15 protein-coding genes are annotated in these 15,703 nt (G+C 60.2%); 1 reads left to right on the top strand and 14 read right to left on the bottom strand.

Features of this window, described 5'->3' with window-relative positions:
- Positions 1–170: 170 nt before the first annotated feature.
- The 8 genes from AKN84_RS27775 to dnaK form a co-directional block, all read right to left on the bottom strand.
- Complete coding sequence (locus tag AKN84_RS27775) at positions 171–2,198, bottom strand: sensor histidine kinase (RefSeq protein WP_050423732.1); 2,028 nt, start codon at positions 2,196–2,198, stop codon at positions 171–173.
- Positions 2,177–3,565: a sigma-54-dependent transcriptional regulator gene (locus AKN84_RS27770; protein ID WP_050423731.1), complete on the bottom strand. Its 1,389-nt coding sequence runs from the start codon at positions 3,563–3,565 to the stop codon at positions 2,177–2,179. Before AKN84_RS27770 ends, AKN84_RS27775 begins: the two co-directional genes overlap by 22 nt.
- Before the next feature lie 303 nt (positions 3,566–3,868).
- Entirely contained in the window at positions 3,869–4,153 is a 285-nt protein-coding gene (locus AKN84_RS27765; RefSeq protein ID WP_244485516.1) for a hypothetical protein, read from the bottom strand.
- Positions 4,154–4,207: 54 nt separating this feature from the next.
- Positions 4,208–4,489 carry a chaperone modulator CbpM gene (locus tag AKN84_RS27760; RefSeq protein ID WP_050423767.1) on the bottom strand — a complete coding sequence of 94 codons (282 nt, stop codon included), beginning with the start codon at positions 4,487–4,489 and terminating at the stop codon, positions 4,208–4,210.
- Between the two features lie 5 nt (positions 4,490–4,494).
- Positions 4,495–5,400, bottom strand: coding sequence for a DnaJ C-terminal domain-containing protein (locus tag AKN84_RS27755; RefSeq protein ID WP_050423730.1), 906 nt, complete (start codon positions 5,398–5,400; stop codon positions 4,495–4,497).
- Positions 5,401–5,735: 335 nt separating this feature from the next.
- Positions 5,736–6,956: a YXWGXW repeat-containing protein gene (locus AKN84_RS46120; RefSeq protein WP_202814707.1), complete on the bottom strand. Its 1,221-nt coding sequence runs from the start codon at positions 6,954–6,956 to the stop codon at positions 5,736–5,738.
- An 83-nt stretch (positions 6,957–7,039) separates the two neighbouring features.
- Positions 7,040–7,528: a DUF992 domain-containing protein gene (locus tag AKN84_RS27745; protein ID WP_162240911.1), complete on the bottom strand. Its 489-nt coding sequence runs from the start codon at positions 7,526–7,528 to the stop codon at positions 7,040–7,042.
- 166 nt (positions 7,529–7,694) lie between these two features.
- Complete coding sequence (dnaK, locus tag AKN84_RS27740) at positions 7,695–9,593, bottom strand: molecular chaperone DnaK (protein ID WP_050423727.1); 1,899 nt, start codon at positions 9,591–9,593, stop codon at positions 7,695–7,697.
- Between the two features lie 258 nt (positions 9,594–9,851).
- On the opposite strand from dnaK, the gene AKN84_RS46115 reads away from it, so the two are divergent.
- Positions 9,852–10,271, top strand: coding sequence for a formate dehydrogenase accessory sulfurtransferase FdhD (locus tag AKN84_RS46115; protein ID WP_128971223.1), 420 nt, complete (start codon positions 9,852–9,854; stop codon positions 10,269–10,271).
- Here AKN84_RS46115 and grpE read toward each other — a convergent pair.
- From grpE to AKN84_RS27715, 6 genes are all read right to left on the bottom strand, one after another.
- Positions 10,217–10,867: a nucleotide exchange factor GrpE gene (gene grpE / locus AKN84_RS27735; RefSeq protein ID WP_244485514.1), complete on the bottom strand. Its 651-nt coding sequence runs from the start codon at positions 10,865–10,867 to the stop codon at positions 10,217–10,219. The genes AKN84_RS46115 and grpE overlap by 55 nt on opposite strands.
- Positions 10,868–10,948: 81 nt before the next feature.
- Entirely contained in the window at positions 10,949–11,524 is a 576-nt protein-coding gene (locus AKN84_RS27730) for an HdeD family acid-resistance protein (protein ID WP_244485512.1), read from the bottom strand.
- A 485-nt stretch (positions 11,525–12,009) separates the two neighbouring features.
- Positions 12,010–13,074: a mechanosensitive ion channel family protein gene (locus tag AKN84_RS27725; protein WP_050423725.1), complete on the bottom strand. Its 1,065-nt coding sequence runs from the start codon at positions 13,072–13,074 to the stop codon at positions 12,010–12,012.
- Positions 13,075–13,168: 94 nt separating this feature from the next.
- Positions 13,169–13,282, bottom strand: a complete 114-nt coding sequence (locus tag AKN84_RS50790; protein WP_128971222.1) for a DUF2474 family protein — start codon at positions 13,280–13,282, stop codon at positions 13,169–13,171.
- Positions 13,282–14,286 (bottom strand): cytochrome d ubiquinol oxidase subunit II, encoded by a 1,005-nt coding sequence (gene cydB, locus AKN84_RS27720; RefSeq protein WP_050423724.1) that lies wholly within the window; start codon positions 14,284–14,286, stop codon positions 13,282–13,284. The genes AKN84_RS50790 and cydB overlap by 1 nt, the downstream gene beginning before the upstream one ends.
- 4 nt (positions 14,287–14,290) lie before the next feature.
- The gene (locus AKN84_RS27715; protein ID WP_050423723.1) at positions 14,291–15,703 is read right to left on the bottom strand and encodes a cytochrome ubiquinol oxidase subunit I; all 1,413 of its coding nucleotides are present in this window, start codon (positions 15,701–15,703) and stop codon (positions 14,291–14,293) included.

Below are 15,703 nucleotides of genomic sequence, written 5' to 3'. Positions count from 1 at the left end.
CAGACTCATTGTTGCACTCGGTTGAGGCTCCGACCGCCCTTGGCGATTACAGCAACCGCCATGCCAGGCGAGGCTTCATGCGATATCAATCGCTTGATGACGGCGACCACAGGTCGATGGACAATTTGTCTCTGCAAAGGGACGGAATGTCCCCGGCTCCTCGGTCATCATCAGTCCTCCGCAGGCAGCCAGACCGTAAAGGTCGTACCCTTACCGGGCTCGCTCTCAACGGAAATCTTACCACCCTGGCGCGTCACAAGCATCTGGCTGATCGACAGCCCCAAGCCGGTTCCCTCCCTCCTCTTGGTGGTGAAGAATGGATCGAAGATCCTCTGCATCACATCCGGCGTCATACCGCCGCCGGTGTCCGTTACATCGATCACGACGCCACGGCGCCTACCCTCATTCCGATCGAAGGTTCGAATTGTCAAACGCCCGCCCCCGGACGTCGCGTGAATTGCGTTGACGAGGAGATTGACGAGCACCTGCTGCAATTCGGTGCGGTTCATCGAGATCAGACGTGAGGCGTGATATTCCGTGTCCACGCTGATCGTGGTCTTGTTCAGCAGATGTTGAACGAGCGGCAGCGTGTCGGTGACGACGACGGCAGCATCGTATTGATCGGTGAAGCCGGCATATTCCTGTGGCTTGGCGAACTGCAGGAGTCTCGTCACGATTTCACTGACGCGATGCATCTGCTCGTCGATAAGTCGAAACTCGGTTTTTGCTTCGTCAGCCCTGGCGCCCATCATATCCCTGATGATCTCCAGGTTGCCCTGCATCACCGCGATGGGATTGTTGATCTCATGGGCCACACCGGCGGTGATCTCGCCGATTGCCGCGAGCTTTTCCGACATGATGAGTTGCTTGGTGGTTGCTTCGAGCTGCTGGTTCGCATGCACGAGCTTGTTTGTGCGTTCCTCGACGCGCTGGTTGAGCTCCTGGTTCCATTGCCGCAGCTCGGCGTCGCGCTCGTGGATCTGATCGAGCAGCCGATCCAGATGAACTGCAACCTGCTCGATCTCGTCGCGCCCATCGACGGGTCCGGTTCGTGCGCCCAGTTCGCCGCCTTCCACCTTCGAAATCGTCGTCGTCATCCGCTCAAGCGGCCGGAAGATACTTGCCGCCCATGTCAGAAACAGTGGGACAGTCAGTGCAACAGCAACAACGAATGCGAGCGCGATTTCCAGTACGGTACCACGCTTTGCTGCGGTGAACGGTTGCCGGAGATAACCGGCATAGAGCATTCCGACGCGACGATTGTAGCTGTCACGGATCGGCTCATACGCAGAGATGTACCAGTCGTTGACCACGAATGCGCCATCGAGCCAGGTCTGGCCGCGATCGAGAACCGCATCTCGAACCTCCGCAGAGACACGCGTGCCAATTGCCCGCTGCCCCTCGAACATCCTCACATTGGTACTGATGCGTACATCATCGAGGAAGAGCGTAACGGTTCCGCGACTGCCTTCAGGCAAACCCGCCCCGGAGTAGATCAGATCATTGATCGTGTCGACGAAGGCAAGGTTCTGATTGAGCAGCATCCCACCAACCAACGCGGCCTTTCGCTCATTCGGTAGCGAAACCGGCGTCGCCGACTGCAGCACCAGCCCTCGGCTCTCCTGCGTCCGCGTGCTCGGCGCGCTTCCGGGCGTCGTCACGATGTCGATCTGGGCACGCTTCGGAAGATCGGCGGAGATCGCCGCGAGCTCCATGGATTGAAACACGTCAATCGCGGTTCGTGCGCGCCCTTCAAGCGCCGAGCTGATGACAGACCAATTCCATCGTGGCGTGGCCGCCATCTGATATTCACTGGCGATCACCGTGCCATCGTCAGCGATGACGTAGAGAAAATCGAACCCGCGCGCCTGTGCGATGTCCTTGAGATAATCGCTCATGGCCCCGCGCTCATAGCCTCGGACTTGTACAATCGACTGAAAGCGCGCGGAGTTCACCGACGATACCAGATAGTCCTCCGTGTTCTCGAAAATTCGTCCGAGATACTGCCTGGCGATCGTCAGGTCATCATGGACCTTGGACGTCAATACCGCGTCGAACCTCGCGTTCCAGCGATAAATGCTTATTCCAAGAAGCAGAGGAAGGATGACGAGCATCGGCAAGAGCGCCATCGCCAGCAGGCGATACCGCACGGAGGCCCTTGGAGAAAAACTCGCGATCAGAGCTGCCAGCTTGCGCATTTGCGGTCGATCGTTTTGCGCGAGATCCCGAGACGGCGTGCCGCTTCCTCACGGTCGCCCTCCGACTCGCGAAGCACAAAAAGGATATGGCGCCGCTCCACATCGGCGAGTGTGACATCACTGGTCGATCTTTCGCCGCGCGACTTGAGATAATCCTCCCGGAACTCACCGAGGATCACCGTCCGCTCGATCAGATTGCGCAGCTCCCGGATGTTGCCTGGCCAGTCGTACCGCAAGAGGAACGTCCGCATTCCGGCATCGATCGGAACGCGCGGCATGCCAAGCTGCTCGGAAATCTCGCGCATGAAGGTCTCGGCAAGCTCGAGCACATCCTGATCGCGGTCGCGAAGAGGCGGAAGCTCGATCTGCATGATGTTGATACGAAAATAGAGATCCGCGCGAAAAGTGCCGGCTGAAACCCGCTTTTGCAGATCGGCGTTGGTCGCGAAGACATACCGGGCGTCGATCGGCACCTCTCGCTCCGAGCCGACGGGACGTACCCGACGATCCTCGAGCACACGCAACAGCTTGCTCTGCAAATGATACGGCAGCTCGCCGATCTCATCCAGGAAAAGGGTGCCTCCCTGCGCGAACATGAACAGACCCTCTCGGGCCTTCCCTGCGCCTGTGAACGCCCCCCTCACATGGCCGAACAGTTCGCTTTCGATCATTTCCGAAGGGATTGCCCCGCAGTTAACCGGCACGAACAGCTTGTCCGCTCGATTGGACAACGAGTGGAGCGATCGAGCGGCGACCTCCTTACCTGTTCCGGACTCGCCTGTAAGCAGAACCGGCGTCGGCAAAGGCGCCACCCGGGCGATGGTCTCCCGCGCCTTTTGAATTGCTGCGGATGCTCCGATGAGCTTGTTTCGCAGATAAAGCTGCTGCGCGGACGATTTCAGCTCATGGCGTAGTACGAAATTCTCCCGCTGCAGTCTCGCCCGGTCAAGGCAACGTGCAACGGCATTCAGCAATTGATTGGATCGAAATGGCTTGATCACAAAATCAATGACGCCGATGCGCAGTGCGCCAATTGCCGTATCCAGATCGGCATAGGCGGTCATAAGGATGACATCGGTAAAGAACCCGATCGCCCGCTGCTCCGCAAGCCAGTCCAAGCCACTCTTTTCGGGCATGACGTTGTCGAGGATGACAACGTCGAAATGCTGCCCGTCGAGTTTCCGGGATGCATCCTTGGCGTCCGCGGACTCCTCGATCAGCTTGCAGCGCGGTCGCAGGAGTTTGACGAGGAAATTGCGCATGCCCGGTTCGTCGTCAACGATGAGAATCGAGGCTTGCGCAAGCCAGGGTCCGAATTCCGGGTCGACCGCCGGTTCGGCAACGTCACGCGGGGCTTCCTCAGACATCCATACCTCTCCCGACTCCGCTCTTGACGACCACCGTCTCAACGCAGGGCGATGGCCGTCTCCAGCGCAATGAAAAAGCGAAGGCAAAACGATATGCCTACCACAAGCCGCGCCGAGCCATAAGACATTCCGCTCCTCGGCCGGATCGCGAACATCGCGCGAGGCACAAGCCGGCGATTGAAGCCGGCGTCTGCGACCGTCGGTTCGCGATAGAGAAAACGTCCTGACGTTGGCATGTTGTTCCTGCCCATCTCTGGGTTGTTCTCCAAGGCGACGACGCGCTCGCGTTAACACCCGTGCGGGTTACTTTTCTTCGGTCGGTGTCGAGATGAACGATGACTTCCCGGGAAGCGGATCGATCGATACCTTCCGATCGTCACCAAGGAAGACAGGCGCCAGATCCTCATCGACCATGATCTTCGCTGCCTGCGGCGTTTGCGGGCTCCCTTCAACGTCCAGGCGCGTCGCCGCCTCAAAGAGCAAGGCCCTCAGATCATCGGACGACAAGACGTTCTTCGCGAGGAGCGTGCGGACCAGGGCCTCAAGCACCAAGCCAACAATCGGTCCGTTGCCGAGTGTGCGTTCCATTGAATGGCTGCTCCCTAATGCCTGTCCCCCAATCGACCGTGGCCACCCGTTCTGTCAGACCTTTCGTGAATCGTCGTCAAGTACGGTACGCATCAACGCGAAAGCCTGTCGGACACCATGCAGATGATCGATGAGATGGAGGATGACGTCGATCCCCTCATCGTTGACGCCCAGGTCGCTCTTGAGATCGCGGATCAGGCGCGCGCGGGCCACATCCGCGTCAGAGAACTGCGCCCCTGAAGCCGCCTCGGTTGGAAGCAGCCATCGTTGCTCCAGCCAGAATTCGAGTGTCTGCACCCGCAGTCCCGAGGAGATCAGAAATTCCTGTTTGGTCAGGGTCATTACAAGGTGCCTTCGCGCGGATCGAACTCTTTTCCCTTGGCCCAGCTCTCGACGAACGCTTCCAATTCCGGATCCGCAGGCTTCGGCAGGACGATTGTCAGCTTCACCAATTCATCGCCGGCACTCCCCCCTCGGCGCGGCGCGCCCTTTCCTCTGAGGCGCAGTGTCGTGCCGGTATTCGATCCCTTCGGTACCGCCATGGTGACGTCGCCGGTCGGTGTCGGGACCCGGATTTGACCGCCCAGAACCGCCTCGGTCAACGAGATCGGCACTTCGAGCAGAATGTTGTCGCCATCGCGGGTGAAGCGCCGATCCGGCATGACCTCGACTTCGATGAGGGCATCGCCTGGTCCGCCTTTGCCGGCGCCGGGAGCTCCCTTGCCCTTCAGGCGCAAGACCTGCCCGTCGACCAGACCCGGAGGAATCTTCACTTCCAGCGTCCCGCCATCCGGCAGTGCGATTCGCTTGGTTGCGCCGCTGATCGATTCGACGAACGCGATCGGCAGGCGATGGTGCAGATCTTCACCGCGTCGGTTTGCGCGTGCGCGCTGCCCGCGCCTTAGCAGATCGGCGAACGCACCGTCCGAATCCATGAAGTCGGCAAAGCCGGCCCCGCTCGTGTAAGCATGCGGGTCTTCGGCATCGGCGTAGTCGCGATAGAAGTGATGCTGCGGCCGTTCGGCTCCCGTCGCGTCGATCTCACCATCATCGAAGCGCTTGCGCTTGTCAGCATCGCCGAGCAGGTCATAGGCGCCGGCCGCTTCCTTGAACTTCTCCTCCGCGGCCTTGTCGCCGGGATTGAGGTCAGGATGCAGCTTCTTCGCAAGCTTACGATAGGCCTTTTGTATCTCGGCGGCCGACGCTGAGGAGGACACTCCCAACACATCGTACGGGTTCTTAGCCAATGACCGCTCCCGACTTGAAGATGGCAGAGACTGGATTTGCCCGTAGCGAGGAACGGCCGAGCGCCGGGTCCCGATTATTCAACATGACCGGGATCCACGTATTTGGGGTAGTTCTTCAGTTGCTGAGGCGTCATTCGCGCCGGATCCGGAGCTCCGCGAACACCGCGCGGACCCAACTGCGCCCGCACGATGTCGTCTTCCGTCAGCCGCGGCTTGGCGTCGTCGAGTTGTCCGTTGCCTCCGAGACTCGCTGTCATGACCTTCCAACCTCTGCACGCTCTTCTTCAACGATGTTTCAGGCGCCGCTTGCCTGACAGGAATCGCCCGCGTCACGCTCAGCGTTGCTCGGGCCGCCGCTCCTCGGGTCTTTCACCGGAACGCTCCTCTCCCGATGGTCCACGGCGCGGAGGAGCGGCCATTTCCTCTCTCTGCGGTTCCGGCCTCACGGCTGGCGCAGCAGGTCTGGCCTCGATTTCCGGCCTCGCCGCCGGACGAGCCATGGGTTCGGGGCGAGGCTCCAGCCTCGGCGCGGACTCCGGCCTTGCCTCCGGCACGCGGATGTCCTCACGCCTTCGCTCTTCCGGGGCGAGAGATTTCGGGGCGGCCTCGAGCGGCGGCGTCCGTTCACGGTCAAGTTCGCGAGGCGCAACTTTTCCGCCTTCACCCGCTGGCGACTGGCGCGCCGGCGCTTCCGATGGACGTCGAGACTCTTCGCGCCGCTGCCGCGAGGGGTCTTCGGGACGCGTGCCCTTCAGATCCTCAAATCGAGGCTTGTCCGTATTCGACGGCGCGGCCTCGGCGGGCGTGTGCGGCCGAACAATATCCCGCCCGTTCAGGATTGCTGGACGCGGCGTAGCCACTACGGGCGGAGCCCCATTGTTTGCCCTGTTGAACAGACGGGTGTCGTGGCTCGCCACTTCGACGTGTTTGCGTTGTAACGGCGTGGGTGCGAAATGTTGTTCTTTGGCGACGGCCCTGTCCGCAGCTGTCGGACGAGCCTCGATGCCCCCTCGTCCGCCATTGTAGCTGACGTTGTTCACGGTCTCATTGACGATAACGGTTTTCTGATAGACGTTTCTGATCGTCACGTTGCGTATATTGTTGACCGTGCTGTTGTAGTAGAATTGGCCACGGTCCCAGCGGCCGCCTTCGTAGCCAATGCCCGAATAGCCGAAGCCATAGTTGACGCCGCCGTAAAAGCCGACGCGCTCACCCCAATAGCCTGGGTGGAAAATGTAGGCTCCCGCAAGCCAGCCCCAGTAGCCCGGGGTCCATAACAGACCCGGTCGCGGTGGCTGCACCCAGGTTCCCGGCACCCAATAGTAGTCACCGGCATCCTCATCCCACGACCAATATCCCGGAGACCAGAGATACCCCGGCGCAGGTACGGGGGGCTGCTCGTATTGAGGCAACGGCGGCGGCGGCGTTTCCACGGCCGTGACTTGAGAGCAAGCCGCTTCCTGGGACAACGCGGCCGTCGGCATGACGCATGCGCTTCCAAGCAGCAAGACAGCGAAAACTACAGGAGATGTCGTCGTCAACAGTCGCTTCAACATATGAGAACCCTGGCGAGAAAGCATGACTATTCGGGTGATGCACGACACCGTTCGCACCGACGAACGGTGTCGGTCTCGGTACGCTATCGACCCGGCTGCAGCGTCATGCTCTCCAATCCTGCTGCGACGATCAGGCCGGTTTCCGCTTGCACGCTCAGGGGTTGCAGCGCGATGCTGTTGTTCGAACCACCCAGCAGCACATTGCCGCCCACGCCGACGATTGCCGCAGCCATTGCGTCGACGCCGACATAAGTCCCGGCGATATCGCCGCGGCCGGGCTGGGCAATGGGCGCGAACACCGACCAGGCAAGCGCGGTGCTCTCGGTAATGCCGATGTCGAGACCGACCTTCTGAATCGTCGCGATATAGTAATCTTCGGGCAGTCCGTTGATGCGCAAGACACACGCCAGATTGGTTACCGCACCCACGATAAAGCCGATGCTTGGGCCGCCCTTGCACTCAAGTACGCCGACTTGCACCTTTTGAACGGGCTGCTGGGCCTGCGCGGTTGATACCAGGGCGGCCAGCATTGCTCCGGCAAAGGCAGTGAAGACCGTCGAACGTCGTCGCATAAGAAAGCTCCTACAAAATGAAGGCGGAATGCCTTCAAGACATCTGCTGAAGTTTGAGTAAAAGACGCAGCCGGGATTGCATTCCAGCACTTGAGAGCTGGCGTTTCGTCCCGACGGCGGGGCAACGCGCGATTGATCCCCGCGGGCTCGCGCCCGCGGTTGCGCGTTACTTCGAGTTCTTCTTGTCGTCGTCGATTTCGGTGAATTCGGCGTCGACGACATTGTCTCCGCCTGAACCCGGGGCAGCACCAGGCGCCGCCTGCGCGGCGCTCTGCACGGCCTCCGCAAGCTTCATCGAATGCTGCTGCAAGGCATTCACCTTGGTATTGATCGTCGCGGCATCGTCGCCCTTCAACGCTTCGCGCAAGTCAGACATTGCGCTTTCGATCGCGCTACGGTCCGACGCCGCGAGCTTGGAACCATGCTCGGTGACGGTCTTCTCCGTTGCATGCAGCAGTGCTTCGGCGGCGTTCTTCGCCTCGACCGCTTCCTTTCGCTTCTTGTCTTCCGCAGCATGCGCCTCCGCATCCTTGACCATCTTTTCGATGTCGCTCTCCGACAGACCGCCCGATGCCTGAATCTGGATATTCTGTTCCTTGCCGGTCCCCTTGTCCTTGGCCGAGACGTTGACGATGCCGTTGGCATCGATGTCGAACGTCACCTCGATTTGCGGCACGCCCCGCGGCGCCGGAGCAATGCCGACGAGATCGAACTGGCCGAGGAACTTGTTGTCGGAAGCCATCTCGCGCTCGCCTTGGAAAACGCGGATCGTCACCGCGCTCTGGTTGTCCTCGGCGGTGGAGAAGACCTGGCTCTTCTTCGCTGGAACCGTCGTGTTGCGCTCGATCAGCCGGGTGAACACGCCCCCCAGCGTCTCGAGGCCGAGCGACAGCGGCGTCACGTCGAGCAGCAGCACATCCTTGACGTCGCCCTGCAGGACGCCGGCCTGGATTGCCGCGCCGACGGCGACGACCTCGTCGGGATTGACGCCCTTGTGCGGCTCCTTGCCGAATATCTTCTGCACGACCTCCTGGATCTTCGGCATGCGGGTCTGGCCGCCGACCAGCACGACTTCGTCAATGTCCTTCGCTGTGAGCCCGGCATCCTTCAGGGCATTGAGGCACGGCTCGATCGTCCGCTGAACGAGGTCCTCGACCAGGGACTCGAATTTGGCACGCGTGATCTTGACCTGAAGATGCTTCGGGCCAGAGGCATCCGCCGTGACGAAGGGCAAGTTGACCTCCGTCTGGGTGACGGTTGAAAGCTCGATCTTCGCCTTTTCGCCCGCTTCCTTCAGCCGCTGAAGGGCGAGCTTATCCCTGCGCAGATCGATGCCCTGCTCCTTCTGGAATTCGTCGGCCAGGTAATTGACCAGCCGCATGTCGAAGTCTTCGCCGCCGAGAAAGGTGTCGCCGTTGGTTGCCTTCACCTCGAACACGCCATCGCCGATATCGAGAATGGAAATGTCGAAGGTGCCGCCACCGAGGTCATAGACCGCGATCTTGGCCTGCTTTTTCTTGTCGAGACCGTAAGCCAGCGCGGCCGCAGTCGGTTCGTTGATGATACGCAGAACCTCGAGGCCGGCGATCTTGCCGGCATCCTTGGTGGCTTGGCGCTGCGCGTCATTGAAATAGGCAGGAACAGTGATGACGGCCTGCGTGATCTTTTCACCGAGATTGGCCTCGGCCGTTTCCTTCATCTTCTGCAGGATGAAGGCGGAGATCTGCGACGGCGAATACGGCTTGCCGTCCGCCTCGACCCAGGCGTCGCCATTGGACGCCTTGATGATCTTGTAGGGGACGAGCTTCTTGTCCTTCTCGACCGTCGGATCATCGTAGCGGCGGCCGATCAGGCGCTTCACCGCAAAGATGGTATTGGTCGGGTTGGTCACCGCCTGCCGCCGAGCCGGCTGCCCGACGAGACGCTCGCCATCGGAAGTGAAGGCCACCACGGAAGGTGTCGTGCGAGCGCCCTCGGCGTTCTCGATGATGCGCGTGTTCTTGCCATCCATGACCGCGACGCATGAATTAGTCGTCCCGAGGTCGATTCCGATCACTTTTGCCACATCGCGCTCCTCTGACTTTCTCGTTGATCGACTATGTGCGGCTTGCGCCCTGCGCCACTACCGTTGAGCAACACATGTGCCACATCACGTCCCGCGTGATTTCAACGACTTACGCCGCCAGATCGCGGCACGCTGGACATTTTGTCCGGAGTGCGCCGGACAAAATGTCTATTGGCTCAAGCTCGCATGATGCCTCAGCCGAAACGTTGACTAAACGGGTAACGACATCAGATCGTCAGCCAGCGCGGGGCAATGACAATGACCAATCAAACGTTGAATGTCTCGGTACGACGCCTTGCATTCACCGATCGCGATGACGGCGAGTTCATTCGTGTTGTTCCAGTTGAGACTCCCGTTGCGATCGAAGTCTGCGGGATAGGCTATGCCGTGATGATGGCAACGTCGTCGGACCTCCGCGATTATGCGGTTGGGTTCGCGTTGACCGAGGGTCTTGAGCTTGATGCTATTACCTCGTTCGGTCGATGCTCACAAAGTAAACGCGCACTTCGACGAAGGCGTGATGACTGTGATATTTCCCAAGCACAGGTAGTCATCCGTCAGAGGCCATCGCTGCTAAAGCCGTTGGAACTGTCGAGCGGCTGCTTTAGGAGCGAGCAGGCATTTCAGCTCGCCACGCCCACTTTCGCAGGCCTCAACGAACGTGATCCGATCGCGTAACCAGGCTGCACGACGGTCGTGACCGTGCCGCTTGGCACTGACGGATCCTGGACCTGGAACATGGCCTCGTGAAAGTGAGGATCAAACCGGCTGCCGGTCGGATCAAGCTTCTTGACGCCGTGCGCTTCCAATGATCGGAGCAGCTCCTTTTCGGTAAGCTCCACACCCTCGACAAACGTCTTGAAGGGGCCGGCATTGCGGCGCAGCGCCGCAGGAAGACTGGACATCGCGCGTTCCAGATTGTCCGCGACGCTGACCATATCGCCCGCGAACCTGGTCACGGCGTATTGCCGTGTGTCGTTCAACTCGCGCTCGGCGCGCCGACGTACATTCTCGGCGTCCGCGAGCGCCCGAAGCAAGCGGTCCTTAAGATCAACATTTTCCGCCACGAGCCGCGCAATAGCATCATGTGCGTCTTCTGCTGCGGCCGGCGGAGCGCTCGCAGCATCTGGCGATCCGGAGGCTGCTTCCGTTGCGGGATCATCAAGCGTCATCCTCTCTACATCATGCCCCGCCTGATGAGCCCCTCCCTGAGAGTGGTGTGGGTGAATCTGCCTGTTGTGATGAGGATTCTTGGGCGGGCCGTTGTTGGTCATGGCGGCTCTCCTGTCTCGCCGTTGATATGACGTATGAAGGTCGGTCAAAGGAGCGCATCCTCGCTAGTTCGAGCCGACTGTCTAGCGCGAATCGCGAAGCTGCAGGCCCAGGCCAATCAGCGTGCAGCCCTGGAAAACCAGGTCGACCGACAACAACAGACCAAGCAACCAGAGACTGTTGAGTGGCCACCCCAGGAGAAACGCCAATCCTGCGATCGCGGTGAGCAATCCGGAGGCAAACAGCCAGCCCCAGCCACGATCTCCCCTTGCTCTAAAGCTGAGCAGCAGGCGCATGAGGCCGGACGCGATCGTGAAAACGGCCAATATGAGTGTCAGGACAAGTGAAGCGATTGCTGGATCCAGAACGATTGTCATACCGGCCGCGGCATAGAAAAAGCCGCCCAGGCCCCAAAGAAAGAACCCGCGCCAGTCCTTGACCCTAAGCGCATGGACGATCTGGAAAGCGCCCGCGACGATCATCAAGACGCCGATGTAGAAGATCGTTGCGATAGTCGCCAATAGCAGATTGCTGAGAGCTCCGAAGCCCAGCACAACAAAAATGCCCAGAACAACGAACCAACCCCACTTCCCTTGCGCTTCGGTCATCAATCCCGTGAACGCTCGCCTCGGTTCCGACATTCCAGTTGTCTGCGTCATGATGAATTGCCCAGAGATTGAGTTGTTGGTGGCTCGCTGCACACGGGCCGGCCCTGCAATGCAGACGACGACATTCTTGCAAGTGACGACAACGCAATCGACGTGCCAGACCGCGAACGCCGTGATTTCAATCAGTTATGACAATCGATGTCGCTGAAAGGTCATTTTGTCCGGAATCTCCGGGCCAAAATGACCAAAGCGCGGACGGCTAACTCGCCGGCGAGAACCGTCTGCGATTGGCGGAATTCGGTCTACCGGCAGGGCCTCGAGTATTCGTCAACAGGGTCAGCGACCCGCAGTTCAACGCTCGATCCGGTGCTCCTGAGCAGGATCTCCGCGGATGCTGGGATTCATGTCACCCCCCCTTCGGAACAGCCGCCCGCATCCCGTTCGTCGGATCATTGCCCGGCGCCGTGTCGTGAGGAAACAGCTCGATCCCTGTTGGAATGGTCTCCACGTAGAGCGACTGGCTTGGGAAGGCGAAATCAGATCCAGCCTTTTTCACGATCGCCTTGATGGCATACGCCAGCTCCTCCTTGATCCTCAACCAATCCCCCCCAGACCGTGGTGCGGGTAAAGCAGTAGACCATGAGATCAATCGACGAGTCATTGAACTTGTCGACTCGCACGAACGCCACGGCTTCGGGTGGGTGAACGAAATCCGGACTACCGAGGATGTACGCCTCGATCGCGTCACGGATGTCACGGAGTTGACTGGTGGTCGTGCTGTAGTCGAGCCCGATGATCCAGGAAATGCGGCGGAACGTCATCTGCGAGAAGTTCGTGACGGCATTGTCCGCCAGATACGAGTTCGGGACGAATACAGGCGCTTGATCGAACCGACGGACCTTTGTCGTTCGCAGACCAATGGTCTCGACCGTGCCCTCGACAATTCCTTCGGCGAGGATCCAATCGCCGTTTCGAAAGCGCTGCTCTCCAATGATGAAGACTCCAGAGATCAAGTTCTTGAAGAGATTCTGGGCGCCCAGCGCCACCGCAACACCGACGAGCCCGAAGCTTGCCAGCACCGGTCCGACGTGAATGCCCCAGACCTCCAGGATAGCGGTAGCGCCCAGCGCAACGATGATGGCGCGTCCGACCCTGACCGTCCAACCGATCATGGCCCGACTGAATATCGGTGTCCGGCCATCCAGAACCGCGCATAGCGGTCCGATCACCTCGAACAACGCCCAGAAGATCGTGAATGCGATCAACGATTGATCGACCTGGAGGAGCCCGTCCTTGAGCCTCTGATTGGTGAGAATGAACTCGCCGATAATAAGAATGGCCAAGACGATTGGAATGGACTGGAGGTGAGGAGCAAGGGCCTCAACGATCGTTCGGTTGAGGTCTCCTTCTTTGCCCGAAGACCATGCGTGGATACGAGAGATGACAGTGCGGCTAAAGAAGCGCCGGATCAGCACCGCGATTGCAAGAATGACGATCGAAACGATGAGGTGTCCGACAGTGAGGTCCAGGATGCTTCGCTGCCAGAAGGAAAGAAAGATCGTCCAGAGTGCTGTCAGATCGTAATTCGCGGTATGTGTCATTTGGGAACGTGCCGAAGCCGACGATGCTTTCCCGCTATATTCGCTGCTTCGCGACAAGCGGGACGGTTTGGAAATCGGGATGAATGGAGGGGAGCTAACGTAGCCACAGTCTGATCACGCCAGAGGCGAAGCCGACCGCCACAACGCTTGCGATCCAGATTGCGGCCAACCACACGAGCCGTTGCCATAGCGGAAGTCGCGCCTGCATCAGTGATATCCTGCGGTGCCGGCCTTGCCGCGAAATACCCAGTAGGCCCAACCCGTGTAGGCAAGAATGAGCGGAATAATCACGCAGGCACCCACCAGCATGAACAACTGGCTTTCGACCGGTGCCGCGGCATCCCAGATCGTAATCGCGCGTGGAACAGCGTAAGGATAGATGCTGATTCCGAGCCCGATGAAGCTCAGCAGGAAGAGTGCTAACGCCGTGAGGAACGGCAGCCGCTCGAACTCACGCTTCAGACTCCAGAAGAAGGTTACCGCGCAGATCAGCACCAACAGCGGCACCTGGGCCGTCAACAAGACGCCGGGCATTGCGAACCATCGCCGCCAGTAGTCATAATCGAGAAACGGTGTCACCGCGCTGACGGCTCCTAGCGCCAGAAGCGTACCGGCGCCGAGCCAGAAGGCGGCACGGCGTGCGTGACGTTGGCTCGTCCCCTCGGTCTTCCAGATCAGCCACGTTGCGCCGAGCAGCGCATAGCCGATCACGACCGCGACGCCGGTCAGGATGCTGAATGGGCTGAGCCAGTCGAGCCAGCCGCCGGCATACGCATCATTGACAACGTGGATACCCTGCAGAATTGCCCCGAGGGTCACGCCTTGCGCAAAGGCGGCCACCAGGGAGCCCAACCAGAACGCAATGTCCCATAATGGCCGATGCCCTGGATCGCGCCAGCGGAATTCAAAGGCGACGCCACGGAAGACGAGCCCGAGCAGCATGGCGATCATCAACGGATAGGTGGCCGGAAGGATGATCGCATAGGCGAGCGGAAACGCCGCCAGCAGACCGCCGCCGCCCATCACCAGCCACGTCTCGTTGCCATCCCAGACCGGCGCGATCGAATTCATGGCCTGGTCGCGCTCGTCGCCGACCGCAAAGCTCGGGAACAGAATTCCGATGCCGAGGTCGAACCCGTCCATGACGACGTAAGCCATCACCGCAAAGCCGATAATGGCAGCCCAGAAGGTGGTAAGGTCGATGCTGGACATGGCCTCACTCCGCCGCGGTCAGAGGCACGCCGACGCTGCCCGCCGGAGTAATACCCGCGGCGCGCTGGGGTACCTTCGGCGGCTCCTTCTCCCCCGGAGCGGGCGGCTTCGCCATCAGGCGCAGGAGATAATAGGTGCCGGCACCGAACGCTGCGAAGTACACCAGCACGAAAGCGATAAGCGAGGCGGCCACCGCCGGCGCAGCCAACGGCGAATGCGATTCCGCCGTTCGCAACAGCCCATAGACGGTGAAGGGCTGCCGACCAACCTCCGTCGTCACCCATCCAGCGATCACCGCGACAAAGCCTGCCGGTCCGAGCGCGACACAGGCGCGATGCAACCAGGCCCAGTCGTAGAGCCTTCCCCGGAAGCGCGCGAGCAGGCTCCAGAGACCGACAGCGAGCATCGCAAATCCAAGGCCGACCATGATCCGGAACGACCAGAACACGATCGGCACCGGCGGCCATTGATTCCTGGGGAAGTCGCTGAGCCCCGGCAGGGGTGCGCCCGGATCGTGTTTGAGGATCAGCGATCCGAGACGCGGCACTTCGAGCTTGTAACGGACCTGCGCTGCCGCGTTGCTGGGGAAGCCGAAGAGGATGAGCGACGCGCCATCGGGACTGGGTTCGTAATGCCCTTCCATGGCCAGAACCTTGGCGGGTTGGTGTTCCAACGTGTTGAGTCCGTGGGCATCACCCGCGAGGATCTGGATCGGGGTCACGATCGCGGCCATCCACATCGCCATCGAAAACATCTTGCGCGCGCCGGCATTGGCGCGGTCCCGCAGCAAATGCCAGGCGCCCACACCGCCAACCACGAACGCCGTCGTCAGATAGGCCGCGATCACGGTGTGGACGAGGCGATACGGAAAACTCGCGGTGAAGATGATCGGGATCCAGGATCCGGCGGGCACGAACTGGTCCTTCGCATTGATCGCAAATCCCGCTGGCGTCTGCATCCAGCTGTTCACGGCAATGATCCAGGTTGCCGAGATCAGCGTCCCGAGCGCGACCATGCAGGTTGCAAAGAAATGAAGACCTTTGCCGACCTTGCTCATGCCGAACAGCATGACGCCGAGGAAGCCCGCCTCCAGAAAGAAGGCCGTCATCACCTCATAGGCCATGAGCGGCCCGATGATCGGTCCAGCCCGCGTGGAGAATACCGACCAGTTCGTACCGAACTGATATGAGAGCACCACCCCTGAGACGACACCCATTCCGAACACAACGGCGAAGATCTTCAACCAGTAGCGGAACAGGTTGGCATAGACGCCCTGCCCCGTCTTCAGCCACAACGCCTCGAGCACCATCAGATAGCTCGCAAGCCCGATCGAGAACGATGGAAATATGAAATGGAACGAGACGGTGAACGCAAACTGGGCACGCGCCAGAATCACCGCATCGAGATTGTCCAGCAA

The sequence above is a fragment of the Bradyrhizobium tropiciagri genome (assembly GCF_001189845.1).
Lineage (GTDB): Bacteria > Pseudomonadota > Alphaproteobacteria > Rhizobiales > Xanthobacteraceae > Bradyrhizobium > Bradyrhizobium tropiciagri.
Note: the sequence above shows the minus strand (reverse complement) of the source record. Positions and strands in the feature narration are given on the sequence as shown.

Bases quoted from the DNA above. Each gene is read 5' to 3' on its own strand.
- AKN84_RS27775 (WP_050423732.1), bottom strand. From the start codon at position 2,198: ATGCGCAAGCTGGCAGCTCTGATCGCGAGTTTTTCTCCAAGGGCCTCC.
- AKN84_RS27770 (WP_050423731.1), bottom strand. From the start codon at position 3,565: ATGTCTGAGGAAGCCCCGCGTGACGTTGCCGAACCGGCGGTCGACCCG.
- AKN84_RS27765 (WP_244485516.1), bottom strand. From the start codon at position 4,153: ATGGAACGCACACTCGGCAACGGACCGATTGTTGGCTTGGTGCTTGAG.
- AKN84_RS46120 (WP_202814707.1), bottom strand. From the start codon at position 6,956: ATGTTGAAGCGACTGTTGACGACGACATCTCCTGTAGTTTTCGCTGTC.
- AKN84_RS27745 (WP_162240911.1), bottom strand. From the start codon at position 7,528: ATGCGACGACGTTCGACGGTCTTCACTGCCTTTGCCGGAGCAATGCTG.
- AKN84_RS46115 (WP_128971223.1), top strand. From the start codon at position 9,852: ATGACCAATCAAACGTTGAATGTCTCGGTACGACGCCTTGCATTCACC.
- grpE (WP_244485514.1), bottom strand. From the start codon at position 10,867: ATGACCAACAACGGCCCGCCCAAGAATCCTCATCACAACAGGCAGATT.
- AKN84_RS27730 (WP_244485512.1), bottom strand. From the start codon at position 11,524: ATGACGCAGACAACTGGAATGTCGGAACCGAGGCGAGCGTTCACGGGA.
- AKN84_RS27725 (WP_050423725.1), bottom strand. From the start codon at position 13,074: ATGACACATACCGCGAATTACGATCTGACAGCACTCTGGACGATCTTT.
- AKN84_RS50790 (WP_128971222.1), bottom strand. From the start codon at position 13,282: ATGCAGGCGCGACTTCCGCTATGGCAACGGCTCGTGTGGTTGGCCGCA.
- cydB (WP_050423724.1), bottom strand. From the start codon at position 14,286: ATGTCCAGCATCGACCTTACCACCTTCTGGGCTGCCATTATCGGCTTT.